Source organism: Defluviicoccus vanus (genome assembly GCF_014672695.1).
GTDB classification, from domain to species: domain Bacteria; phylum Pseudomonadota; class Alphaproteobacteria; order Rhodospirillales; family Defluviicoccaceae; genus Defluviicoccus; species Defluviicoccus vanus.
On sequence record NZ_CP053923.1, the window covers coordinates 2,406,516 to 2,430,566 of the forward strand.

General features: G+C 64.2%; 19 protein-coding genes, 1 other RNA gene and 5 pseudogenes. 13 read left to right on the top strand and 12 right to left on the bottom strand.

Translation table 11 applies throughout. The features are described from left to right. Position 1 precedes the first annotated feature (1 nt). Positions 2-1,300 carry a serine palmitoyltransferase gene (gene spt, locus HQ394_RS10900; protein WP_190263266.1) on the top strand — a complete coding sequence of 433 codons (1,299 nt, stop codon included), beginning with the start codon at positions 2-4 and terminating at the stop codon, positions 1,298-1,300. Positions 1,301-1,385: 85 nt separating this feature from the next. On the opposite strand, the gene HQ394_RS10905 is transcribed toward spt, so the two are convergent. The 4 genes from HQ394_RS10905 to HQ394_RS10925 all read right to left on the bottom strand — a co-directional run bounded on the left by HQ394_RS10905 (position 1,386) and on the right by HQ394_RS10925 (position 5,838). Further along, positions 1,386-2,558 carry a GNAT family N-acetyltransferase gene (locus HQ394_RS10905; RefSeq protein WP_223291522.1) on the bottom strand — a complete coding sequence of 391 codons (1,173 nt, stop codon included), beginning with the start codon at positions 2,556-2,558 and terminating at the stop codon, positions 1,386-1,388. A gap of 1,023 nt (positions 2,559-3,581) precedes the next feature. After that, complete coding sequence (locus tag HQ394_RS10915) at positions 3,582-4,838, bottom strand: mitochondrial fission ELM1 family protein (protein WP_190260269.1); 1,257 nt, start codon at positions 4,836-4,838, stop codon at positions 3,582-3,584. Beyond that, positions 4,831-5,226, bottom strand: coding sequence for a phosphatase PAP2 family protein (locus HQ394_RS10920; protein WP_190260270.1), 396 nt, complete (start codon positions 5,224-5,226; stop codon positions 4,831-4,833). The genes HQ394_RS10915 and HQ394_RS10920 overlap by 8 nt, the downstream gene beginning before the upstream one ends. Before the next feature lie 48 nt (positions 5,227-5,274). Next, the gene (locus HQ394_RS10925; RefSeq protein WP_190260271.1) at positions 5,275-5,838 is read right to left on the bottom strand and encodes a hypothetical protein; all 564 of its coding nucleotides are present in this window, start codon (positions 5,836-5,838) and stop codon (positions 5,275-5,277) included. A 173-nt stretch (positions 5,839-6,011) separates the two neighbouring features. Between HQ394_RS10925 and HQ394_RS10930 the strand changes: the two genes are divergently transcribed. After that, positions 6,012-6,782: an aspartyl/asparaginyl beta-hydroxylase domain-containing protein gene (locus tag HQ394_RS10930; RefSeq protein WP_456151589.1), complete on the top strand. Its 771-nt coding sequence runs from the start codon at positions 6,012-6,014 to the stop codon at positions 6,780-6,782. A gap of 202 nt (positions 6,783-6,984) precedes the next feature. On the opposite strand, the pseudogene HQ394_RS21185 reads toward HQ394_RS10930, so the two are convergent. After that, positions 6,985-7,533 (bottom strand): annotated as a pseudogene (locus tag HQ394_RS21185) (VTT domain-containing protein); the annotation flags it as partial. Between the two features lie 62 nt (positions 7,534-7,595). Between HQ394_RS21185 and HQ394_RS10935 the strand changes: the two are divergent. Further along, positions 7,596-7,709: pseudogene (locus HQ394_RS10935) on the top strand (IS3 family transposase); the annotation flags it as partial. Between the two features lie 361 nt (positions 7,710-8,070). On the opposite strand, the gene HQ394_RS10940 reads toward HQ394_RS10935, so the two are convergent. The 6 genes and pseudogenes from HQ394_RS10940 to HQ394_RS20495 form a co-directional block, all read right to left on the bottom strand. Beyond that, the gene (locus HQ394_RS10940; RefSeq protein ID WP_190260272.1) at positions 8,071-9,081 is read right to left on the bottom strand and encodes an IS110 family RNA-guided transposase; all 1,011 of its coding nucleotides are present in this window, start codon (positions 9,079-9,081) and stop codon (positions 8,071-8,073) included. A gap of 473 nt (positions 9,082-9,554) precedes the next feature. Next, positions 9,555-10,564, bottom strand: a pseudogene (locus tag HQ394_RS10945) (IS110 family RNA-guided transposase). A gap of 471 nt (positions 10,565-11,035) precedes the next feature. Continuing rightward, complete coding sequence (locus HQ394_RS10950) at positions 11,036-11,242, bottom strand: type II toxin-antitoxin system HicB family antitoxin (RefSeq protein WP_190260273.1); 207 nt, start codon at positions 11,240-11,242, stop codon at positions 11,036-11,038. Positions 11,243-11,543: 301 nt separating this feature from the next. Further along, positions 11,544-12,491, bottom strand: coding sequence for an IS630 family transposase (locus HQ394_RS10955; RefSeq protein WP_223291524.1), 948 nt, complete (start codon positions 12,489-12,491; stop codon positions 11,544-11,546). Positions 12,492-12,564: 73 nt separating this feature from the next. Further along, a complete protein-coding gene (locus tag HQ394_RS20490; RefSeq protein WP_263053718.1) occupies positions 12,565-12,744 on the bottom strand; it encodes a GntT/GntP/DsdX family permease in 180 nt (59 codons plus the stop codon). Then, entirely contained in the window at positions 12,741-13,049 is a 309-nt protein-coding gene (locus HQ394_RS20495; protein ID WP_263053719.1) for a GntT/GntP/DsdX family permease, read from the bottom strand. Before HQ394_RS20495 ends, HQ394_RS20490 begins: the two co-directional genes overlap by 4 nt. A gap of 128 nt (positions 13,050-13,177) precedes the next feature. On the opposite strand from HQ394_RS20495, the gene HQ394_RS10965 reads away from it, so the two are divergent. Together HQ394_RS10965 and HQ394_RS10970 are read left to right on the top strand one after the other, a co-directional pair. Then, positions 13,178-14,362, top strand: a complete 1,185-nt coding sequence (locus HQ394_RS10965; protein ID WP_190260091.1) for an IS701 family transposase — start codon at positions 13,178-13,180, stop codon at positions 14,360-14,362. After that, positions 14,359-14,526: a hypothetical protein gene (locus HQ394_RS10970; RefSeq protein ID WP_190260090.1), complete on the top strand. Its 168-nt coding sequence runs from the start codon at positions 14,359-14,361 to the stop codon at positions 14,524-14,526. The genes HQ394_RS10965 and HQ394_RS10970 overlap by 4 nt, the downstream gene beginning before the upstream one ends. A 31-nt stretch (positions 14,527-14,557) precedes the next feature. Here HQ394_RS10970 and HQ394_RS21190 read toward each other — a convergent pair. After that, a pseudogene (locus tag HQ394_RS21190) lies at positions 14,558-15,274 on the bottom strand (GntP family permease); the annotation flags it as partial. 245 nt (positions 15,275-15,519) lie between these two features. Here HQ394_RS21190 and rnpB point away from each other — a divergent pair. The 8 genes and pseudogenes from rnpB to mraY all read left to right on the top strand — a co-directional run bounded on the left by rnpB (position 15,520) and on the right by mraY (position 24,044). Next, positions 15,520-15,944: RNase P RNA component class A (gene rnpB / locus HQ394_RS10980), an RNA gene on the top strand. A 681-nt stretch (positions 15,945-16,625) separates the two neighbouring features. Then, positions 16,626-16,811, top strand: a pseudogene (locus HQ394_RS19925) (division/cell wall cluster transcriptional repressor MraZ); the annotation flags it as partial. Positions 16,812-16,889: 78 nt separating this feature from the next. Further along, positions 16,890-17,900, top strand: a complete 1,011-nt coding sequence (gene rsmH / locus HQ394_RS10985) for a 16S rRNA (cytosine(1402)-N(4))-methyltransferase RsmH (RefSeq protein WP_263053798.1) — start codon at positions 16,890-16,892, stop codon at positions 17,898-17,900. Then, positions 17,897-18,283 (top strand): cell division protein FtsL, encoded by a 387-nt coding sequence (ftsL, locus tag HQ394_RS10990; RefSeq protein ID WP_190260275.1) that lies wholly within the window; start codon positions 17,897-17,899, stop codon positions 18,281-18,283. Before rsmH ends, ftsL begins: the two co-directional genes overlap by 4 nt. Positions 18,284-18,470: 187 nt before the next feature. Next, positions 18,471-19,442, top strand: coding sequence for a peptidoglycan D,D-transpeptidase FtsI family protein (locus HQ394_RS10995; RefSeq protein ID WP_456151590.1), 972 nt, complete (start codon positions 18,471-18,473; stop codon positions 19,440-19,442). After that, positions 19,394-21,712: a UDP-N-acetylmuramoyl-L-alanyl-D-glutamate--2,6-diaminopimelate ligase gene (locus tag HQ394_RS20790; RefSeq protein ID WP_190260277.1), complete on the top strand. Its 2,319-nt coding sequence runs from the start codon at positions 19,394-19,396 to the stop codon at positions 21,710-21,712. Before HQ394_RS10995 ends, HQ394_RS20790 begins: the two co-directional genes overlap by 49 nt. A 6-nt stretch (positions 21,713-21,718) precedes the next feature. Beyond that, positions 21,719-22,951 (top strand): UDP-N-acetylmuramoyl-tripeptide--D-alanyl-D-alanine ligase, encoded by a 1,233-nt coding sequence (locus HQ394_RS11005; protein ID WP_190260278.1) that lies wholly within the window; start codon positions 21,719-21,721, stop codon positions 22,949-22,951. A 4-nt stretch (positions 22,952-22,955) separates the two neighbouring features. Continuing rightward, a complete protein-coding gene (gene mraY, locus HQ394_RS11010) occupies positions 22,956-24,044 on the top strand; it encodes a phospho-N-acetylmuramoyl-pentapeptide-transferase (protein ID WP_190260279.1) in 1,089 nt (362 codons plus the stop codon). Positions 24,045-24,051 lie beyond the last annotated feature (7 nt).

Genomic DNA, 24,051 nt, shown 5'->3' on the forward strand with positions numbered 1-24,051 from the left:
TATGGACATAATCGATAAGTACAAGCCGCAATCGCGGCGCCATGACCAATTGCTGATGATTGGATCCGATCCGTTCGCCGTGTCTATTGATGAAATTTACTCGCCCACAGAGGCGCGCATCAATGGCAAGAGAACCATTCTTGTTGGAACAAATAATTATTTGGGTTTAACGCTCGATTCCAAGTGTGTCGAGGCGGCGATCGAGGCGACCGAGCGGCATGGAACCGGAACCACCGGGTCGCGCATTGCCAATGGAACTTATGGTCTGCACCTCGATCTTGAGCGAAAGCTCAGCCATTTCCTCGGCATGCGCAAGGTGATGTTGTTTTCGACGGGTTACCAGGCGAACCTTGGCATGATTGCAGGACTTGCCGGTCCGCAAGACGTGATCCTGGTTGATGCCGACTCACATGCCAGTATCTACGACGGGTGCAAACTGAGCGGCGCTACGATCGTCCGTTTCCGGCATAACGACCCCGCCGACCTCAACAAGCGCTTAGCCCGCCTTCAGGCGAAGGATGGAGGGGTGCTGGTCGTCGTCGAGGGTATCTACAGCATGATCGGCGACGCCGCTCCTCTTGCCGACTTCGTCTCGGTGACGAAGAAGCACGGCGCATCCCTCCTTGTCGATGAGGCACACTCGCTCGGCGTGCTCGGCGAAACCGGCCGGGGCGCCGTCGAGGAAGCGGGGGTGGCTGATCAGGTCGATTTCGTCGTTGGCACGTTCAGCAAGAGCCTCGGGGCGATCGGGGGCTTCGGGGCGTCCAACCACCCGGACTTCGATGTCCTGCGCTTCTGTGCGCGCTCATACATGTACACGGCGTCTCCGTCGCCAGGGTCGATCGCAAGTGTCAGTGCGGCGCTGCGACGGCTGAAGAAGGAACCGGCGATCCGCCGGCGGCTTTGGCGCAATGCCGATGCCCTCCGAGCCGGCCTTCAGGAGGCGGGGCTTGACGTCGTCTCACCGCGCAGTCCGATCGTCGCCATCCGCATGCCGGACGAGGTCACCGCCGTCCGAGGCTGGCACTTTATGATGAGCCAAGGGATATACGCCAATCTCGCGCTGCCGCCGGCGACGCCGAACGGCATGTGCCTTCTGCGTTGCAGCGTCTCGGCAGCGCACACCAAGCGGCAGATTGAGGCGGCCTCACGTCGATTCGGGCGTCTTGCCGAGTACCTCAGCTCAATTACCGCCAGCATAGGCACCGCCAGCGCAACCGCCGACAGCCGCCCCGACTCCCAGCCTGCCGCCGACAATGTCCGCGTCATATCTGGCTTGGTGAGCACGGCGCAGCCCTGAGTCGCAACGAATGCTCGCTCCGTGGTCAACCAGTGGTGGCGTGCCGTGGCGACGGCAGATCCTTTTTGTAGATCCGATATGTTTTTTAGGGTCGGCCGCCGATCGACTCAATGAGCCTTCGGGTCGGCCGGTTGTCTTCGAGAATCCACGACAATTCGGCCGAGTGCGTCCCGCGGCGGCGGTGGTCGTCGCGCACCGCCTGCACCACGCCCAGCATCAGCGCCGTACCGACGGCCGTTCGCTGATAGGCGCGTTTGACACCCATCAATGGCAGCCGGGCACTCCCCGGAGTCCTGACCTTAAGACGCCAAAGAAGCTTCAGCCAACCGAACGGCAGCAACCGTCCATCGAGATTAGCGATGGCTTCGTTGAGGTTCGGCAGGCACACCGCCATTGCCACCGCTTCGCCGTCGATCTCACCGAATGCCACGTCTCCCGACCGCAGCAGAGGTTTGAGGTTGCTGCCGAGGTAGCGCATGTCGGCTTCGGAAAACGGGATGAAGCCCCAATTGCCCGACCAGGCATCATTGAAGATGTCGACGACACGAGCGATTTCCCGCGCGTAGTCGTTCATCCGCAGAGGCCGGAAGCGCAACTTGTCTTCGGCGCTGATCTTCGTGAAGAAGCTCTGCATGGCGGGCGGAAAGTCCTGGGCAATCTCGTACTCGTAGGCGATCAAGTCCTTCGCTCCTGTGTAGCCGAAGGCATCAAGATGAGTTGCGTAGTAGGGGCGAGCATGCCCCATCATGAGCGAAGGCGGTGTCTCGAAGCCGTCGACGAGCAGGCCGCATTCGTCGTTGATCGACAGGCTGAACGGTCCCATGACCCGAACGGCGCCGCGTGCCGCAAGCCAGTCCTCCGCCGTCGAGAGGAGCGCGGCAAAGGTCTCTGCGTCGTCGATCGCGTCGAGAAATCCGAAATGGCCGACTGCGCCAGCACCGTCGTGCGGCACCAGGCCATCGAGCTGGGCACTGATCCGTCCGACGGGATTGTTGCCTTGCAAGGCCACCCAGAAGGCCGCTTCAGCGTGTGCGAAGTAAGGGTTGCTCCGTCGGTCAAGGTGACTGAGGCGCTCGAAGGCGAGGGGCTGCACCCAGGAGCGGTCGGTCGCGAACACGTGGCGCGGGATGTCAAGAAATTGCCGCATCTCCCGGCGAGTCCGCGCTTCAACGATGCGAAGACCGCCGACGGGGCCAAGCGCTCCGGTTGCCGCCCCCGAGCGTGCTGCCAAATCTCCACCAACCGATTTTCCACTCATTTCCATGTCGACCAAGTTTCCAACGCGGCTCGGTTGCTTTCTACTTAGCCCTGGGAGCGACCGCTACCCGCTATTCGTGCCATTGGCGCCCTGACGGGGATCGCCTGATACGGATGTCGCGAATTACGGAGAACGTAGGAAGAGAAAAGAGCAAGATGGAACAGAAACCGGCGATCCGGCCCTGCATCTTCATTCAAGCCAACGATAAGCAACTCCTCGGTGCGCTCGTCGCCCAATACGCCCTCTATCGCATGTCCCGGCATGGGGACGTCTTCGACGTGCGAATCATCCATACCCGCGATTATCCGTTTCTCAGTGCGCGGNNCGACGGGCAACTCTACCTCCGCGACGGGATCAAACGCCTCTGGCGCGATGACGACCTGCAATCGTTCACCCCGCTTCGATTCCTGCCGCCTGAATTGATGGGATACGCCGGTCGCGCGCTGATCATCGATCCGGATGTGTTCGCTGTCGGCGACATCTGGGATCTGCTGTCCCGCGACATGCAGGGCCATGCCGTCCTCTGCCGGAAGAAGATCGACGGCGCTTTTGCATCGAGTGTCATGCTCCTTGACTGCGCAAAGCTGACGCATTGGCGCTGCGAGGAGCAGTTTAGCGAGATGTTCGCGTTCACCCGCGACTATACCAAATGGATGTGGCTGAAGCTCGAGCCGCGCGGCTCGATCGGATTGTTCGAGCGGACCTGGAACGACTTTGATCGCCTGACCGCCGATACGAAACTTCTTCATAATACGCGCCGGCTGACGCAGCCCTGGAAAACCGGCCTCGACATCGACTGGACGCCAAGCGAACGCTTCCGCGCCACCCGTTGGCTGATGCGTGTCCGGCGGAGCGTCTTCGGCGAGTACGCCCTGCTCGGCAAATACCGGCGCCATCCCGATCGCAAGCAGGAGCACTTCTTCTTCGGACTGGTCCGGGAATGTCTTGCGAAGGGGATCGTCAGCGAGGATTACCTGCGCGAGGAGATGCAGCGAAATCACCTGCGCCACGATGCGATGCGGCTCATCGAGGTTGCTCCGCCGCTGCCGGGGTAACCGCTCCGGCGATGGCGCCGCCGCCCGTGTCGCGCGCAAACAGCGCCCGAACGCGGGCGAGCGCGACCGCTGGGCACTCCGTCTCGCGCTGTCCGCTGCCGTGGAATTCCTCGCCGAGCCAAGCGGCCCTCCCGGTTGTGACCAGGCGCTGATGGATGCGATCGAGGTCACGGGTCATCCGGCTGGGGGNAACATGCACGAGATTTCGATAAAGAAAGGCCTTGAGGCGGTCGAGACGACAGCGCTCGCGCAACCGCTGCAGCACGTCGCGCCAGGACCAAGAGGCTAACGGCGCTTCTGCCTTGGGTCCGAGGTCGAACATGTAGACCGGCTTGCCTGTGGCGCAGGCCTCCGTGAGCATACTGATGCTGTCGCAGGTGACGACGAAGGCATCCGCCAGCGCCAGGAAACCGAAATAAGGATTATCTGTCGCCTGTGGTTGCCATAAGTGGACGTAGGCAGGAGCAGCCACCGCTTCAGCGACTGCGTCGGCCGCGTCCGCCGCGGTGCGGGAACTCGTCGAGACCAGGAGCGAGCCACCGCGCGCGTTGGCGAAGGCGCTGGCCTGTTGGGCAAGCCGCTTGGCCTTGTATGGATCGAGAGCATAAGGGCCGCCTGTTCCACCAACCAGAACGGCGATAAAAGGACGTGGCAGGTGGGCAAGACGCGGCAGCCATGTTCGGGCCGCCTCGTCGAGGCGCTCCGCCGAAACGCGATGCAGGCAAAGCGGCAGCTCGAGGACGTTCGGCCGCAGCCGCAGCCGGTACTGCGGCTGCGTAATAACCAGGTCGAAGTTTTTCAGGAATGCCCAGGGGCGGCCAATGTGGACGTAGCGGACGGGATGATCTGCCTGCCGTTGGATCCAGCGGCAAACCGGCTCGTTGCGCATGCTTGCGGAGATGATCAAGTCGGGCCAGGGAGCAGTCAGCGGATCCGACTTCTCCTTCAGAATACCAGCCAGCGTCGTGGGCCGCAGGACGTCGATCGTTCGGCCGTAAGGCCGATAGGCGAGCCGCTTCACCTCGTAAGGCCAACCGAGGCTTTCCGCCAACGCCAGGATCTGCTCGTTGTCGCCAGACCGGTAGCAGAGGATCGCCCACACCCGCGGCGGTGATCCCGGCGGAAGCGGCCGCGTCGCGGGCGTGCTCTCCGTCTTGCGGCGGGGAGCGACGGCGGGCGGGCAAAGAAGCGCTCCCGCGGCGCCTTGGTGATCGATGTCATGCATCGCGGCCAGACTCTCCAAAACCGAACGAGTGTTTGACGGGGTCGGCGGGCACGTCCGGCCAAGCGGCGCGGCACGCCGAGGCCGCCGTCAACCAGCCAACGCTGGCCGCGACGAGCGCGCCCACCCCCGCGCCATAAAGCACATCCACGCCATAGTGGTATCCGGCGAAGACGGTGCTGATGGCGAGACCCACGAAGAGGGGCACGAACAACGCAGGGGCAACACCAAACCGCACAGCGTAGATCACCACCACGAGCGCCACCGCCACGTGGCTGGAGGGAAACGCGCCGCCGACGATGGTGCCGGTGTCGAATATCCAGCGTTCGATCGCAGTGATTGGACCGCCGTCAGGCGAGAGGACGGGGCCCGGGTAGTCAGGCCAAAACACCGGCCCCCGCCGGCGTGACGAGGAAATGCAGATAGCAGACCCAGAACGTCAGCGAGACGGCGAGGATGAACTCACGAAACGGCGCGTACGACCCGCCGCCGCGCAGGTAAAGGGAAAGCCGACGGCAGGGATCAAGAAATAGTAGGATGCGTAGCAGATAAAAAAGATCTCGGTCAGCCAGGGCGTTGCATGCGCCTGCAGAATCGGCGTCAGCACCGCACCGAAAATTGCCTGGTCGGCTGCCACAAGGTGCGCATCGATCAGCCCCGGACGAAGGATGTGGATCATCCTTCCCAAGCCTTCGAAGAACGGGGTGCAAAGAAGGACCGGATACCACCAGCGCAGCCACCGGCTCAACGCGCTATTCCAAATGCGCGGCAGGACGAGGGCGCCCATGCCCAAGGCGCCGATCGCGAGATGGAAGGCCATCAAATGCAGCGGCGCCGCAACCCGTTGGAATCCCAGGCCAAGCACCCCCAACAAGATAAGGATGATGGTGAGATAGGCAAAGAACGCGACGTCCTGCGCACCGCAGACAGCTCGCACTCGCTTAAGCGCCGCGACCACCACTTCGAGCGTACCGCACCGGGCGCCCGTGGCTGCGTTTTTCACACAAGTCCCTCTTGTTGCGACAACGGATCGGCCTTTAGCGAGAAACTCTCCCCGCGTCTCACGGAGAGTGATCCGGCTGTCACCACGCAGACCTCGTGACCTGTGCAACCGGTAGTGCTATATGCACGATTCCTTTTGATCCATTTGTGACGAGAATGCAAGCAACCACACAAATGCAGAAATGGCACCGGGCCAGACGGCAGTATCTGATCAAGCGCGGCGAGAGAATCGTTCGCAGAATTGATCGCTATGTGGCAACTCAGTCAGTGATTCCCGTCCAGCCGGTTTTCGATCCGTCGATTTTCCCGCAGCTTCGTGACATCGAAACGAACTGGCTCGATATCCTTGCCGAGGCACGACAGATTCTCCGCTTCCGCGACCAGATTCCTCGGTTTCAGGATGTTTCTCCCGATCAATATCGGATCTCCCAGGGCGATCAGTGGAAGACATTCTTCCTGCTCGGTTTCGGCTTTCGGTCGGATGTGAACGCCCGTTTGTGCCCGAAAACGATGACGCTACTGGACAGCCTGCCCGGATTGCAGACGGCCCTNTTTTTTTCCATCCTCGCGCCGGGAACACTCATTCCGCGGCACAAGGGAGTGTCGAAGAATCTGGTCAACTGTCACCTCGGCCTGATCGTGCCGAAGAACCGCGAGGCCTGCTACCTGGAGTGCGGCGGCGAGCGACTGCTCTGGCAGGAAGGCAAGGTGATCGTGTTCGACGATACTTATCCACACGAGGTGCACAATCTCACCGACGAGGAGCGAGTCGTGCTGATGCTGCAGCTTGAGCGCCCGCTGCGCTGGCGCGGCAAGCTTCTGGCAAAGACGATGATGTGGCTCCTGAAGCGATCGGCGTACGTCGCTGATGCTCGCCGCAATCAACAGCACTGGGAGGCGCGGCTGATGGCATATTTGAAATGCCAGGGTTTGCAGCCGGAGTGACTTGCCTCTGCGGGGGTTCCACTTGCTTTCCGCCATCCACGTCCGGCCCCGGAGAGGCCGGACGCCATTTTCGCACCGCGATCGGAACCACGGCGAGGATGAAAAGTGCGACCAACGGCAGAAGCAACTGCGGCTGCCGCAGCACATATGTTGCCGAACGATCGGCGATCTCCGCCAGCGAGGCAAGGCCGCTGCCCACATTGGCGGTGAGCACGCAGATCGGCAGGATGCCAGTGAAGGTTGCCACTAGCACTATCGAGAGGGGGACAGGGAAAGGCACGGGGGCGAGATTGGCGATCCACGCCGGCATCCCTGGTAGCAGGCGAATCGCCAGGAGATAGCCAAGGGCGTTTGACCGCATTGCTTGCTGCATTGTGACCAAACGGTCCGCCATCAGCCTCGTCACCAGCCCGGATAGCAATGCCCGGCCGACAAGGTGGACAAGGCAGGCACTCAATGTTGCCCCAGCAGCGCTGAGCAGACCACCGGCGAGCGTGCCGAACAGGTACCCCCCAGNGAGCATAACGAGGATGGCGCTGGGAAAGGGGGTCAGAGTTCCCGCGGTAACGAATGCCACGTACGCCGCAGCGGCGGCCACCGGATGGGCGCGAACCAAGGCGACCACAGTGGCCTGCGCGACAGAAAGCCAATCGAGAAGCCCGTTGTCGCCGATAGCGAAAAGCAAAATCCCGACAATAATCAGCATGAAAGAGGCTGTGCTGATGGCAATCGAACGAGCAATTCTTCTCATATCAGGCTCGATTCGCTGACCAAATCCACATCCAACTGCACGAATTCATCGGCTGCGTCCTCTCCTCGCTGAAAACCGAGCGCACGGTCTGCAAAGTCTACCAGACCCGCACTCACGCGCGTGCCGATGTGTTCGACTACATCGAGCGGTTCTATAACCCCCAGCGAAAGCACTAGACCATCGGCTATCTCAGCCTTCTGGAGTTCGAGTGGATCGCTGTTACAAGCTAAACAACTTGGCCACCAAACCGGCAGCAGCTCAATTACATAAACATGAAAGCAAGCGTAGCCTGTGTGTGGACGGCCCCCTGGGTGCAAGGGGTGAGGGGGAGAAAATCTGATCTGGTGCGATGGCAGTCGTGTGTCCGGCCTGTTTTGCGCGGCACGATGTCCGCTGGCCCAGATGGGTTCCGCGATCCACGCCCAAACGGATTAGCGGCCTTGATGGCCACCGGGCTACCCGGGTTCTGTGGATCGTCGGCTCGACCGATCAGCATCTCTCCGTCCTCAGCCCTGCACCTGCGGCATCAACGAGTGGTCAAGCGGTTGCCGGCTGGCGATACGCCTCTCCACTCGTCATCATCGCCCAGACGATGCGCGCCATCTTGTTGGCCAGGGCGACCGCCGCGAGCTTGCGCGGCCGCCTTGCCAGCAAAGCGATCAGCCACGCCGAGGCCTTTCCCGGCTTGGCCTGTCGGATCACCGCGGTCGCTCCCAGCACCAGCAACTGGCGCAGCCGCTCGTCGCCGGCGCGGCTGATCCCGCCCAGCCGCGTCTTGCCGCCGGTGGAATGCTCGCGCGGAGTCAGCCCCAGCCAGGAGGCGAAATGCCGCCCCGACTTGAACTGGCTGAAATCGACCCGCAGCACCAGGCTCAACGCGCCGATCGGCCCGATCCCCGGCACCTCCGCCAGCATCTTGCTGGTTGGCGTCTGTTTGTGTTGCGCCACCAGCCTGGCGTCGACTTCGGCCAGCCGCGCATCCAGCCGACCGATCTCGGCGCCCAGCAACGCCAATGCGTCCCTCGCCGGCGTCGGCAGCTCCGCGTCCTCTGCCACATCGGCCAGCAGCTTTGCCACGCCTTGGCGGCCAAGGCGGCCGACATGACCGAACTCGGCCGCGTGTCCGCGCAGCGCGTTGACCAGCTGCGTGCGTTGGCGCACCAGAAGCTCGCGCACCGACAGCAGCATCGCGTTGGCCTGCTGCCTCGCCGACTTGACCGCGACCTCGCGCATCTCCGGCCGCGCCGCGGCTTCGCTGATCGCCTCGGCATCGTTGCGATCGTTCTTGCCGCGCTTGACGAAGGGTTTGACGTATTGCGGCGGGATCAACCGCACCGTGTGGCCGAGCCCAGCCAGCACACGGCCCCAGTGATGCGAGCCGCCGCAGGCCTCCAGCACCACCTCCATCGGCGGGCGGCGCGCGAAGAATGGTACCATGTCCTGGCGGCGCAGATTGCGGCGCAGCACCGCCCGCCCGTCGGCATCCGTGCCATGTAGGGTGAAGACGGACTTGGACGTGTCGATCGCAATGCGGGTAAGCTCGGTCATGGACGGCTCCTGTTCACTTCGACAGCGAACCTTGGCACCAGATGCCGCGGGGCCGTCTACCCCAACGGATAAAATCCAGATACATCTGTCAGCTGCATCCAAGCGTCCGTCGGAACGATGCCCTTCGCCGCCGGCGGACGATTCAGCCCTCTCACGGCTACGGGTCGAGGTTACGACGCCTCATCGATTTGCGCAGGATACCGGATATCGCAAGCGAAAACATGAACCGTGTGTGGACGGCCCCCTGGGTGCAAGGGGTGAGGGGGAGAAAATCTGATCTGGTGCGATGGCAGTCGTGTGTCGGCCTGTTTTGCGCGGCACGATGTCCGCTGGCCCAGATGGGTTCCGCGATCCACGCCCAAACGGATTAGCGGCCTTGATGGCCACCGGGCTACCCGGGTTCTGTGGATCGTCGGCTCGACCGGATCAGCATCTCTCTTCCTCAGCCCTGCACCCTTGGCATCAAAGAGTGGTCAGGCGGTGGCCGGCTGGCGATACGCCTCGCCGCGCGTCATCATCGCCCAGACGATGCGCGCCATCTTGTTGGCCAGGGCGACCGCCGCGAGCTTGCGCGGCCGCCTTGCCAGCAAAGCGATGAGCCAAGCCGAGGCTCTTCCCGGCTTGGCCTGCCTGATCACCGCGGTTGCTCCCAGCACCAGCAGCTGGCGCAACCGCTCATCGCCGGCGCGGCTGATCCCGCCCAGCCGCGTCTTGCCGCCGGTGGAATGCTCGCGCGGAGTCAGCCCCAGCCAGGAGGCGAAATGCCGCCCCGACTTGAACTGGCTGAAGTCGACCCGCAGCACCAGGCTCAGCGCGCCGATCGGCCCGATCCCCGGCACCTCCGCCAGCATCTGGCTGGTTGGCGTCTGTTTGTGTTGCGCCACCAGCCGGGCGTCGACCTCGGCCAGCCGCGCATCCAGCCGACCGATCTCGGCGCCCAGCAACGCCAATGCGTCCCTCGCCGGCGTCGGCAGCTCCGCGTCCTCGGCGACGTCGGCCAGCAGCTTTGCCACGCCTTGGCGGCCAAGGCGGCCGACATGACCGAACTCGGCCGCGTGTCCGCGCAGCGCGTTGACCAGCTGCGTGCGTTGGCGCACCAGGAGCTCGCGCACCGACAGCAGCATCGCGTTGGCCTGCTGCCTCGCCGACTTGACCGCGACCTCGCGCATCTCCGGCCGGGCCGCGGCTTCGCTGATCGCCTCGGCATCGTTGCGATCGTTCTTGCCGCGCTTGACGAAGGGTTTGACGTATTGCGGCGGGATCAACCGCACCGTGTGGCCGAGCCCAGCCAGCACACGGCCCAGTGATGCGAGCCGCCGCAGGCCTCCAGCACCACCTCCATCGGCGGTCGGCGCGCGAAGAATGGCACCATGTCCTGGCGGCGCAGATTTCGTCGCAGCACCGCCCGCCCGTCGGCATCCGTGCCATGCAGGGTGAAGACGGACTTGGACGTGTCGATCGCAATGCGGGTAAGCTCGGTCATGGACGGCTCCTGTTCACTTTGACAGCGAACCTTGGCACCAGATGCCGCGGGGCCGTCCACCCCAACGGATAAAATCCCGATACATCTGTCAGCTGCATCCAAGCGTCCGTCGGAACGATGCCCTTCGCCGCCGGCGGACGATTCAGCCCTCTCACGGCTACGGGTCGAGGTTACGACGCCTCATCGATTTGCGCAGGATACCGGATATCGCAAGCGAAAACATGAACCGATGCACCTGGGATTTCTGCTCAGTTCGATCGAAATGCCTCGGCTAACGCCTCGGGCGTAGGGCGTAACGCCGGCTTGTTTCGGAATGCCGATCAGGGTTCCGGTTTTAAGCTCCCGATGATAGGGACCACGCAACCGACGCCGCCGCGTCGCATCATGATATGGCCGCTGCGCTGCCGGGCGACGATGAATCCTAGCAATTCGAGCGTCCTGACGACATCGGCGCCGGAGACTCGCGGTGGCTTACCCACGAACCTCCACTTCGAAGGTGGTCAACAGTGGGCGCTCCGACGCGACGAGCGGTAACTCCTCAAGGTATAGCGTTGTCGTCTCGCGAAGATTGGCCAGCGTCTCTTCCACCGTTGCACCTTGGGTCGTCGTTCCGGTCTCGGGATTGAACGCGGTCAGCCCACCCTCCGTGGCAGGCAATAGAACGGCGGTCAGCAGCATATCGACATCTCAAATCAGGGTTGGGGAACAGGGTGTGCCGCGGACTGGAGCGCTGCCAAGCGCAACGTCAGAGAGGAGAGGGAAGTCCTGGCTCTACGGCAACACAGTGTTTGGTAACGCCTGGCGGGGGCGAGCCCAGGGAAAAGTGCTCGTTGCCGCTGAGGAGCGGGGGCGACTGGCCGCCGTTGTCGGTGATGGTGAATCCTCTCGTTGTGTCAGTGTGTTAAAGAACGAATGCAGCTATCACCCAGACGGCGGCCCCGGCGACGACTCCCTGGACAAGCGTCCCTAGAGCGGAATCCTACCAGTCTGGATCGTATCCGCAGGCGCTGAAGTAGTTTGCGCACTCGGCTGGGGTGAAGTCGTCGGCGAAGCGGCCGATGGCGGCCCAGAGGGCTTCGACGGTGCGCTCGGCGGCCTTGCGGAGCAGGGCCTTGAGCTTCGCGAACGCCTTCTCAATGGGGTTGAAGTCGGGGCTGTAGGGCGGCAGGAAGAGGAGGCTGGCGCCCGCGTCCTTGATCAGCGCATCGGTGCGCGGCCCCTTGTGGCTGGACAGGTTGTCCATGATCACGATGTCGCCGGGGCGGAGCTCGGGGACGAGCACCTTCTCGACATAGGCATCGAAGGCGTCGCGGTTGATCGCTCCGGTGAGCACGAAGGGGGCGATCATGCCGCGCATGGTCAGGGCGCCGACGAAGGTCGTGGTCTTCCAGTGGCCATGGGGAAGCCCATGCGCAGCCGCTCGCCGCGGGGCGCGCGGCCGTAGGTACGGCCCATGTTGGTCTTCGCCCAGGTCTCGTCGATGAACACGAGGCGCTCCGGGGCCAGGTCGATCTGGCCGTCGAACCACGCCTCGCGCTGCTTCAGGATGTCGGGGCGGTCCTGTTCGGTCGCATGGCCGGTCTTTTTTGCGCGTGAGCCCGTGGCGGCGGAAGAACCGCTGCAGCGTGCCGTAGCCGAAACCGTGGCCCCGCTCGGCCAGCGTCGCGCGCAGCTCTTCGGTGGTGACGTCCGGCGTCGCCTCGATCAGCTGCCGGATCAGCGCGCCTTGCGCCTCGACGCGGGCGGAGCGGCGGTCGCCGCCGAGCGGGCCAGGGCGCGGATCACCCTGCGTCCGCTCCAGCGCCCGCCATCGGCTCACGCTGGCGGCGCTGACGCCGAACCGCGCCGCCGCCGCGCGATGGCTCGCGCCTTCCGCCACCGCCTTGAGAACCCGGACGCGAAGATCGAGGGAAAGCGCTGTCGACATGTCCACCGGCCTCCTCCTCCGGCAGACATCTTGAATCAGAACCAGCCCCCAATGGGAATCCCCAACGATTCACTCAGATCGGCCTCCGCTCTAGCGTCTGCAGCTTGTAGCCGGTCTCCGGGGTCATGTTCGAGAACTGGGTGACAACCCAGAAGAAGCTGTCGTTGGCGTGCGAGGCCACCATTGCTCCTGCACCGATCGCCACCACCACCAGCGCCTTTGCCGTCTCGCCGTCCAGACCAAGCGGTGTCACAGCAGCGGCGCCATCAGGCCGGCCGTGGTGATGATCGCAACAGTAGACGAACCCTGAGCCGTCTTGATGCCGGCAGCGATAACGAACGGTAGCAGGATGCCGAGCGGTGTGTTCGTCAGACTCTGACCAACCACGGCGGCAATGCCGGAGTTCTGCAGGACCTTGCCGAAGGCGCCGCCTGCCCCGGTGATGATGATGATGATCGCGGCATCGAGAATTGCATTTCCCACCAGTCCCTTGTCGGACAGCATCATACGCTCGAGCTTTTTCGGCAACAGCACGGCCAGCCCCACTCCGAGCAGCAAGGCAACTACTGGCTGGCCCACAAAGCCGAGAGCCTTGAACGGGATGCCCTTCCCCAGCGGCCTACTACTACAGTTGCATTTTATCCTCTAATATGGTTCCGTTGCCTGCGGCTGTGGGAGGGCGACGGATGGGTGTGGCGGAATGGGCGGGCACGCTTGTTGATTGGAAGGCGGAGCTCGAGGGGTTGAGGCGGGTGATCGCGCCGGCGCTGGGGCGGGCGGAGACGCGCCGTTCGGCCGGGATGTTCATCGACGGGCTGTTCTCGGCGGCATCGCGCAAGACCGGCTGGATGCTGGCCGAACAGGCGGGCCTCGAGGCACCCTATCGCCTCCAGTCACTGCTCGGACGCAGTTCATGGTCGGCAGACCAGCTTCGCGATCTGGTGCGCGGGTACGTGACGAACGCGCTGGGTGATCCGGGCGGCGTGCTCGTTGTCGATGAGACCGGTTTCCTGAAGAAGGGCCGGCACTCGGTGGGTGTCGGCCGTCAGTACTCGGGCACCGCCGGCCGGATCGAGAACTGCCAGGTCGGCGTTTTCGTCGCCTACGCCAGCCGCTGGGGCCACGCGCTCATCGACCGGCAGCTGTACCTGCCGAAAGACTGGGCGGACGATGCGACGCGCCGCCGGACGGCCGCCGTGCCGGACGACGTCGAATTCAAGACCAAGCCGGCGATGGCGCGGGAGATGATCGAGCGGACGCTCGACGCCGGCCCGCCTTGCGCCTGGGTTCTCGCCGATGCGCTCTACGGCTCGGACAGTCAACTCCGGCACCTGCTCGAGGGCCGCGGCCAGCCTTATGTCCTTGCCGTACGCTCCAACCACACCCTTCGCTTCCTCGAGGACGGGACCCTCGTCCAGACCGACCCTGCCACCATGCTGGACACGCTGGCGGACGATGCGTGGTCGTCGCTGACCGCCGGCGAGGGGGCGAAGGGTCCAAGGCTCTACGACTGGGCAAGGCTGCCGCTCGGATGGTCGACGGATGACGGTTTCGAGCGCTGGCTGCTCATCCGCCGCAGCCGGCGTGATGCGCAAGCACTCGCCTATTACCTTGCCTATGCCCGGCAAGGCACGTCCCTGCCCGAGCTTGCCGCTGCCGCAGGCCTCCGCTGGACGATCGAGGAGTGCTTCCTGCGGGCGAAGGACGACCTCGGCCTCGATCACTGCGAGGCGCGCTCCTGGCACGGATGGCATCGCCACATGAGCCTGGTCCTCGCTGCCGCCGCCTTCCTCGCCAAATTGTCGGCCGACCAGCGCCGGATCGCCTTCGATAAACGGGACAAAACGAGTCCGGCCGCCGCGGCCGCATGACCGTCCCGCTCGCCACGCCGGAAATCCGCCACATGCTCGAAAGGATCCTGTTCCGGGCGAAAACCCATCCCGCCTTCGTCTGGGCCTGCTCACGATGGCGCCGCAGCCACCAAACGACAGCCGCCAGCAGTCACCGCAAGAAACGACTAGAAACGCAACTGTAGTACTAGTCGGAAACTCGGCGATTGAACGCAGCACGATCAGCAGAATAGGGATCAGGATTGGCATCAGCGACGCGAAGGCGGAGGGACTGTTCTCTACGGAGGGCAGCGGCGGTGGTGCTTCCCCGGGCTTGTCCGGCGAGATCTCGACGCGCTTAGCGACGGTGATGGCGAACAGCCAGCCGCCGAGGCAGGCGATCACGGCGGTGAGAAGCCCCCACATGATGACGAGGCCGATGTCCGCCTTGATGATGCCGGCCGCGGCGATCGGGCCCGGGGTCGGCGGCACCATGGTGTGCGTCGCGTAGAGCCCGAGCGATAATGCAATGGCGCTAGCGGCGATGCCGATACCGGCCCGCCGGCATAATGCCTTGTTCAGCGGCGAGAGCAGGATGAAGCCGGAATCACAGAATACCGGGATCGAGACGATGTAACCCATGATCGACATCGCTGCCGGAACACTGTTGCGGCCGGTAATCCGTAACACGCTCTCGGCCAATCGGTAGGCGCCGCCGGACTGCTCGAGGAAGGCGCCGATAATCGCCCCGGCGAGGATGAAAATGCCGATGTAGCCGACTGTCCCACCGAAACCGTCGTTGACCGACTTCACCACATCGGCGAGTGGCATTCCGGACAGTATGCCGAAACCGAACGCAGCGATCAGCAGGGCAAGGAAGGGGTGCAGTTTGAGTCGCGCTGTTGCAAAGATGATGAACGCGATCGCGACGACGAGGAGAACGAACAGAAACATGGCGGGACCACCTTTGTGAGGTGCTGTACCCCAGGGGGCATTAATCCTACGCGCACGCTATACCAACGGCAACGCATTGCCGACGCATCAGGCAGTGGTGTTAGTGGTAACTTTCTAACTCCCGGGATGGTTACGAGAGAGCAACTGTTGCAACGAGCCGTCCGCAGGGTGCGTCGGGACAAACTTGAGCCGCGGCGCCGCACTTGGCTTGCATTCACGCCCGACCCTACTAGCATCAACGGATGCCAGACGGCCGGATGGCCGCCTTCGTTTGGCCTTGCGCCAGCGGGGAGGAAAGTCCGGGCTCCACGGAAACACGGTGCCGGGTAACGCCCGGCGGGGGCGACCCCAGGGAAAGTGCCACAGAAAGCAAACCGCCGGCCAGGGCGCGTCAATGCGGGCGATCGACCGTAGCGCGACGGCCTGTCGGCAAGGGTGAAAGGGTGCGGTAAGAGCGCACCGCGCCTCCGGCAACAGAGGCGGCATGGTAAACCCCACCGGGAGCAAGACCAAGTAGGGACGGTACGCCGGCTTCGCGCCGGCAAGCGCGTTTCCGCGCCGCCGTCCGGGTCGGTCGCGCGAGGCGCCCGGTAACGGGCGCCCCAGATGAATGGCCATCACCCACCCTGAAGGGTGGGTACAGAACCCGGCTTACAGGCCGTCTGGCATTTTCATTCCCGCTGCAGCAGCGGGTGCGATTTGCACGCATTCGCTAACGACGAGGTGATTCGGCCGTTTTAGGTCACGGAGACGCAGACGGCGCTCGTCAGCGGCGCCTCCGGGATGGCGAACGCCCGTCTGCAACAAGAACAAAAAATGAACAATTGTCCAAGCAACAGACTCACCGCCGTAAAGCCGCCGCAGATGATTCGCCGGGTCGGTGACGAATCGAATTCTGTCCACAGCCAGTGCTGAGGCAAGCGGCTTCCTCGTTATGACTTCATGGTTTAGCCGATATCACTTTGTCGTGGCGTCAGAACCCACCGATTACCCATCATTACCCAGCCCCTCCCATTGACGACCAACAGGACCCATGTTATTGGATAATTAACCGGCGATCCTTGTGGCAGCCAAACGCGGTGGGTCGATCGGCACAGTGAGCGTCGCGGCAGCGACGAAATGGGCCGTTTCCGCGGGGGCCGGAATGCCGTTATTGGTCGGCAGACATCTCAATAAGATCGACCGTAAAGGACGCGTGTCCGTGCCCAAGGCATTTCGCGATGCTCTGCAGCCACAAGCGACGGAAGGCCCATTGGCCCTATACGCCTACCCCTTGTTTAAGGCGTCCGGGGTCGAAGCGTGCGGCGAGGAATTTATGCAGCGGATCGCGCAGAGCCTGGACGACCTGGACATGTTCTCCGACGAGCAGGATGAGCTTGCCTCGGTGCTGCTGGAGAGCGCGCATTTGTTGCCCTTCGACCCGGAGGGCCGAGTAGTGTTGCCGGCCGACCTGATCGAGCATGCCGGCATCGACGGCGAGGCGCTGTTTGTCGGTCGCGGCGTCCGCTTTCAAATCTGGAATCCCAAGGCCTATCAGCAGCATCGTGGCGAAGCTGTCGCCCGCGCGCGTGCACGCGGTGCGACCTTGCCTTTGCGGCGAGAGGGTGCGGCCGCATTGACAGCCCCCACATTCCCTGCCGCCGCCTTGTCTCCCCTGCATCGACCGGTGATGCTCGACGAGGTGCTGGCAGCGCTGGCGCCGCGTGCGGACGCGGTCTATCTCGACGCCACCTTCGGTGTCGGCGGTTATACCGCGGCGCTGCTTGAGGCGGCGCCCTGCAGCGTCGTCGGCCTCGACCGTGACCCCGCCGCCTGCGCCCGCGCTGCGGCGCTGTGCGAGCGTTACCGCGGCCGGTTGACCGTGCTGCACGGCTGTTTCGGCGAGTTGGCCTCGGTGTTGCCGGCGCATGGCTTCGCCCGTATCGACGGCGTCGCTTTTGATCTCGGCGTTTCCTCGCCGCAACTGGACGATCCCGAGCGCGGCTTCTCCTTCCGCGCCGACGGTCCGCTCGACATGCGCATGGACCCCACCGCTGGCCAGCCGGCCTCGTGGGCGGTGAACGAATTGCCCGAGGTGGAACTGGCGCGGATCATCGCCGAGTACGGCGAGGAANNGCGGGCGGCGCGGCGCATTGCCCGCGCCATCGTCCGCGCCCGCAAGGCGGCTCCGATCGCGACGACGCTGATGTTGGCGGAGATCGTCCGCGCCGTCCTGCCGCGTGCGGCCGACGGCATCGATCCGGCGACGCGGACCTTTCAGGCGTTGCGCATCCTCGTAAACGACGAGTTGGGTGAGCTCGATCGCGGATTGCTGGGTGCCGAGCACCTGCTCGCCGCCGGCGGCCGGCTGTGTGTGGTGTCGTTCCATTCCCTCGAGGACCGCCAGGTGAAGACNTTTTTGCGCGCCCGTGGTGGTTCGGCGCCACGGCCGTCGCGTCACCGCCCGGAGGCGATCGATCTGCACGAGGCGGCAGCCTCGTTCCGGCTGATCACCAATCGGCCTCAGCGACCCACGGAGGCAGAGATAACCGTCAATCCACGTGCCCGTTCGGCGCGCCTACGTGCGGCCGAACGGACATCCGCCCCGGTCTGGCCCGGATCCAATGCGAACAGGAGAGCTGCATGAATGGCTGGCCGGTCTTTGTCCGCCAGACGACGATTCTCTGCTTGTTGCTCGCGGTTGGCTTGGCCGTGGTGCTGTTGGCGCTCAAGCATCAGGTGCAGCAGTTGAGTGACGAGCTGAATGCGCTCAATCGGCAGTACGTCGAAGAACAGCAAACCATCCGCGTCCTCAAGGCAGAGTTCGCCTATCTGAGTCAGCCCGATCGGTTGCGCGGACTGGCGACGCAACTGGGGTTGGTGCCGGTGGAGCCGCGGCAGTTGGCAACCTTCGCCACCCTTGACGCTGTCCTCGCCGCCCTGCCGCCCGAACCAAAGGCAGCAAAGCAGACGGCCAGCAATCGCAGCAGTGTACATTTGGTATCGAAGACGAGGGGATCGCAGAGATGAGCGGCGCTGACGACCTGTGGGCACTCCCCGGACCAAATTGAACACCTTCGCCATCCGTCGGGCGCGGGCGGTCGAAATCGCCCGTAACCGGTTGCTTGCCACCGGCCTGATCTTTATTTTTGCCTTCCTGGTCATCGGCGGTCGCCTGATCGACCTCACTATCGTTGATCAGGGCGACTCGCGGAGCGTGGCGGCGGCAATCAAGAAGAGTACGGTCGGTCGCGGCGATATTGTCGATCGGACCGGTGCCATTCTCGCAACCAGCCTGCCACTTCCCTCGGTTTATGCCGACCCGCACGACATCATCGACGTGGACGCGGCAGTGCGCGACCTTTCCAGTGTCTTCCACGATCTGGATCGCCAGGCGCTGCGCACGAAGCTTGCCAGCGGCGGCCGTTTCGTCTGGATCAAGCGGCTGATTTCGCTCGACGACAAAATCAAGATCAATCGTCTCGGTATTCCCGGCGTCAACTTCGTCGACGAGCGTCGGCGCTTCTATCCCACGGGCAACGCCGCCGGCCACATCCTCGGCTTTACCGATATCGATGGTCGAGGCATCGCCGGTGTCGAGGAATACTTCGAACCGCAGCTGTCCAATGGCGAGTCGCTGCGGCTGTCGCTCGACATACGCATCCAGCAACTTATGCGTCAGCAGCTTGAGCAGGCGCGACGCGAGTTCGACGCCATCGGCGCCGCCGGCCTCGTCTACGATGTCAGCACCGGCGAGTTGCTGGCCATGGTCTCGTTGCCCGATTTCGACCCCAATGCCCCAGTAACCGATCCGAAGGACGACGCCCGCTTCAACCGGATCACCAAGGGCGTCTACGAGATGGGCTCGACGTTTAAGCTGTTCACGCTATCGATGGGTCTCGACAGCGGCGTCACCACCATCAAGGGAGGCTATGACGCCAGCCGGCCGATCCATATTGCCAAGTACACCATCAGCGACTACCACGCGCTCAATCGCTGGCTGTCGGTGCCGGAAATTCTCATCCATTCGTCGAACATCGGCGCCGCCCTGATGGCGGTGGACGTGGGAACGGCACGGCAGAAGCAGTATCTGCAGCGTTTCGGCATNNTCTCAACAAGCCGCAGATCGAGCTGCCGGAAGTGGGGGCGCCGCTGGTCCCCGATCCATGGCGTGAGATCAACACCATGACCATCGCTTTCGGGCATGGGTTAGCGGTGACGCCGTTGCAACTGGCGGTGGGCGTTGGAGCGGTGGTCAACGGCGGCACGCTGTTGCGGCCGACCCTGTTGCGGCGCGATAATGACGATCCCGTCCCCGGCAAGATGGCGATTTCGCCCAAGACATCGCGGCAGATGTGCGATCTGATGCGACTCGTGGTGGAGGTGGGTACCGGCGCCAAGGCCGACGTGCCGGGATACGAGGTCGGCGGAAAGACCGGTACTGCCNNCGAAAAGCTTGGCCATGGCCGCTACATCGCCAATGCTCGCATAGCCTCCTTCGTCGGTGCGTTTCCCATGTCGGACCCGCGCTACGTTGTTCTGGCCATGCTCGACGAGCCGAAGGGCAACAAGAGCACCTATAACTATGCCACCGGCGGCTGGGTGGCGGCGCCGGTGGTTGGCGCCGTGGTGCGTCAGATGGCGCCGATCCTCGGCATTCCACCCGAGGCGACACAGGAAGCAGCGAAACCAATGGGCAAGACGAAGGGAACCGGCAAGCCGCAGAAGGTGGCGGTTCGTGATGCGATTGCCCGCGTTCAGGGANNAAGCAGGTTGCGGCTAACTGACCTCTTGGAAGGGATCCGGATCACCTTGACTGCTCTTGACGCCGAACGATTGGAAATCACCGGCCTTGCCGCCGATTCACGCAAGGTCGAACCAGGCTTCCTGTTCGCCGCCCTCCCCGGCAGCCGCGCCGACGGCGTGAACTTCGTCGGTGAGGCAGTGCGGCGTGGTGCCGCCGCGGTGCTGGCGCCGAAGGCGGCCGAGGCATCGCTGCGGCTCGCCCTCGATCAGGCGCCCCCGGTGGTGCTCATCTGTGATCCAAATCCGCGGCGCCTGTTTGCGTTGATGGCGGCGCGCTTTTTCGGTCGGCAGCCGGAAACGGTGGCGGCGGTGACCGGTACCAACGGCAAGACCTCNGTGGTTTCCTTCCTGCGTCAGATCTGGACAGCGGCGGGACGGCGGGCGGCAAGCCTCGGCACCCTTGGGCTGACGGCCCCCGGGCGGAGCGACGCGGGCAGCATGACCACCCCCGATCCGGTGGCGCTGCACCGGATGCTCAGCTCACTCGTCGACGCCGGGGTCCAATGTCTCGCCATGGAGGCCTCCAGCCATGGCCTCGATCAGTGCCGTCTCGATGGCGTTCGCATCGCGGCCGGCGCGTTCACCACCCTCGGCCGCGACCATCTCGACTATCATCCGAATATTGAAGCTTATCTGAGCGCCAAGCTGCGCTTGTTCGATGCACTGGTGGTGGACGGTGGTGCGGCGGTGATCTGCGCCGACGATCTTGCTGCCGGGCGAGTCCGCTCGGCCGCCGCGGCGCGTGGTCTGCGGGTGCTTACCTACGGCCGGCGTGGTGAAGACCTGCGGCTGCGCGGCATCAGCCCCACCGCCGACGGACAGCAATTGGCAGTGACCGTCGCCGGCCAGGATCGGCTGATCGAACTGCCTCTGGCGGGCGAATTTCAGGCATTGAATGCCCTCTGTGCGCTTGGCTTGGCGCTGGCTACCGGCACCGATGCCGAATTGGCGATCGCCGCGCTTGGCCGACTGGAGGCGGTGCGTGGCCGGCTGGAGCGCGTCGCCCGCGTCGGTGGCGCTTCGATCTATGTGGATTACGCCCATACCCCCGACGCGTTGGCGGTGGTGCTGCGGGCGCTGCGACCGCAGGTGCGCCGGGAATTGGCCGTGGTGTTCGGCTGCGGCGGCGATCGCGACCCTGGCAAGCGCCCGCAGATGGGCGAGGTGGCGCGCCAGTTCGCCAATCGCATCGTCGTCACCGACGACAACCCGCGCAGCGAGGAGGCGAGTGCCATTCGCCGGCAGATTCTCACCGCCTGTCCCGACGCGCTGGAGATCGGCGATAGGGCCGAGGCGATCGCCGCGGCCATCGCCGCGCTGCAGGATGGCGACGTGCTGGTGGTCGCCGGCAAGGGACACGAGACAGGGCAGGTCGTCGGCGATCGGGTGCTGCCCTTTGACGATGCCGCCGTCATTCGTCACGTCGTCGGNGGAGACTGCCCGGTGACCGATCTCACGGCGCTCTGGACGAGCGCAGCGGCAGCGGCGGCGACGGGGGCGNNATCGACCGGTCCCTGGTCGGCGACCGGAGTCGGTATCGATTCCCGCAGCCTCGTCCCCGGTGATCTGTTTATTGCCATCAAGGGGCCGTCGCAGGACGGCCATGCCTTCGTCGCCGCGGCGCTGCAGCGGGTGCGGCGGCAGCGGTGGTAAGCCAGNGTGCCGGACGACGTCGCCGCCGATGCGCCGCTCCTGGTGGTGGACGATACGATGACGGCGCTGTGGGACCTGGGCCGGACCGGCCGGGCGCGCACTGCCGCTCGCGTTGTCGGCGTCACCGGCAGCGTCGGCAAGACCAGCATCAAGGAAGCCTTGAAGCAGGTGTTGGCGCGGCAGGGTCGTACCAGCGGCAACGACGGCAGCCTGAACAATCATTGGGGCCTGCCGCTGACCCTGGCCCGTCTGCCGCAATCGGCCGTATATGGCGTCGTCGAGATGGGTATGAACCATGCCGGCGAACTAACGCCGCTCGCCCAGCTGGCGCGGCCGCACGTGGCGGTGATCACCACCATCGCTCCCGTGCACATCGAGCATTTTCCTTCGGTGGAAGCGATCGCCGACGCCAAGGCGGAGATCTTCACCGGCTGTACGCCGGATGGCATCGTCGTCCTGCCGGCCGACGACGTCCACTTTTCCCGCTTGGCCGCGGCTGCAAGGCGAGCCGGGATTGAGCGCGTTATCAGCTTCGGTATTGCCGCGGATGCGGACGTTCGCCTGCTCGGTGCCGACGTAGATGGAGGCGGCTCATCCATCCACGCCCGGGTGATCGATCGCGATCTCGTCTACCGCGTCTCACTGCTCGGCCGCCACTGGGTGGTCAACAGCCTTTGTGTGCTGGCGGCGGTGCAGGCGCTTGGCGGCGACGTAACGCAGGCCGCGGCCGATCTGGTGACGCTGCAGGCAGCGAAGGGACGGGGACGGCAGTGCATCGTCCGCCTGCCGTATGGATCGTTCCGTCTGATCGACGACAGTTACAACGCCAGTCCGGCTTCCATGGCCGCGTCCTTTGATGTTCTCGGCCGGCTGCAGACCGGCAGCGGTGGCCGCCGTATCGCCATCCTCGGCGACATGCTGGAACTTGGCCGGGACGAAATCGCCTTTCACGCCGCCCTCGCCGTGCCGCTGGAGGACAACGGCATCGATCTGGTGTTCACCGCAGGTGAGCGGATGCAGGCACTGGCCGCCGTCCTGCCGCCGCACATGCAGGGCGCCCACGCGGCCGACGCGGCGACGCTCGCGCCGCTGGTGGCTGCCGCGGTTCGACCGGGCGACGTCGTCAGCGTCAAGGGGTCGGCCGGCAGTCGGATGGTGCGCGTCGTCGAGGCGTTGCGGGCGCTGGACGGTGCAAGCGAGGCGGCAAGCGAACGGACCTGTGCCGAGGGAGTGTCCTGACCCCATGCTCTATGCACTGTTGGTTCCTTTCGCCGACGAGATCGGACTGTTTAACGTCTTCCGCTACATTACCTTTCGCAGCGGCGGGGCGCTCCTGACTGCGCTCCTTATCGGCTTTGTCATCGGCCCGCGGCTGATCCGTCTGTTGCGCTCGAAGCAGAACGGCGGCCAGCCGATCCGCGAGGACGGGCCGCAGAGTCATCTGGTGACGAAGCGCGGTACTCCGACCATGGGCGGCTTCCTGATCCTGGTCGCCGGTTCGCTGTCGACGCTGCTGTGGATGGACCTGCGCAGCGGCTTCGTCTGGGTCGCTCTGATGGTCACCCTCAGCTACGGTGCCATCGGCTTCCTCGACGACTATCGCAAGGTCGTCCACAAGAACAGCAAGGGTTTGCCTGGGCGTGGCAAGTTGTTCCTGCAAGTGATCATCGCCGTCAGTGCGGCGATCTGGATCACCCTGCTCACCCCAGGGCCGCTGGAACACACGCTCGCCGTCCCATTCTTCAAGAACGTGCTGATCGACTTGCACGTCTTCTTCTACCTACTAGCCATTGGCGTCATCGTTGGTGCCTCGAACGCCGTCAACCTCACCGATGGCCTGGACGGCCTCGCCATCGTCCCGGTGATGATCGCCGCCGGCGTCTTTGCAATGATCGCCTACCTCGTCGGCAACAAGGTGTTTGCCGATTACCTGCAGATTCATTACGTGCCGGGCACCGGCGAGCTGGCGGTATTCTGCGGCGCGCTGATGGGCGCCGGCCTCGGTTTCCTCTGGTTCAATGCCCCGCCGGCCAAGGTGTTCATGGGCGACACCGGCTCGCTGTCGCTGGGCGGCGCCTTAGGGGCGATCAGCGTTTCCACCAAGCACGAACTGGTATTGGCGATCGTCGGCGGCCTGTTCGTGCTCGAAACCGTGTCGGTGATCGTCCAGGTGGCGTCATTCAAGCTGACCGGCAAGCGGGTGTTTCGCATGGCGCCGCTGCACCATCATTTCGAAAAGCTGGGCTGGGCGGAGCCGACGATCGTCATTCGCTTCTGGATCATCGCCTCGGTGCTGGCGTTGATCGGCCTCTCGTCGCTGAAGCTGCGGTGAGGTGGCA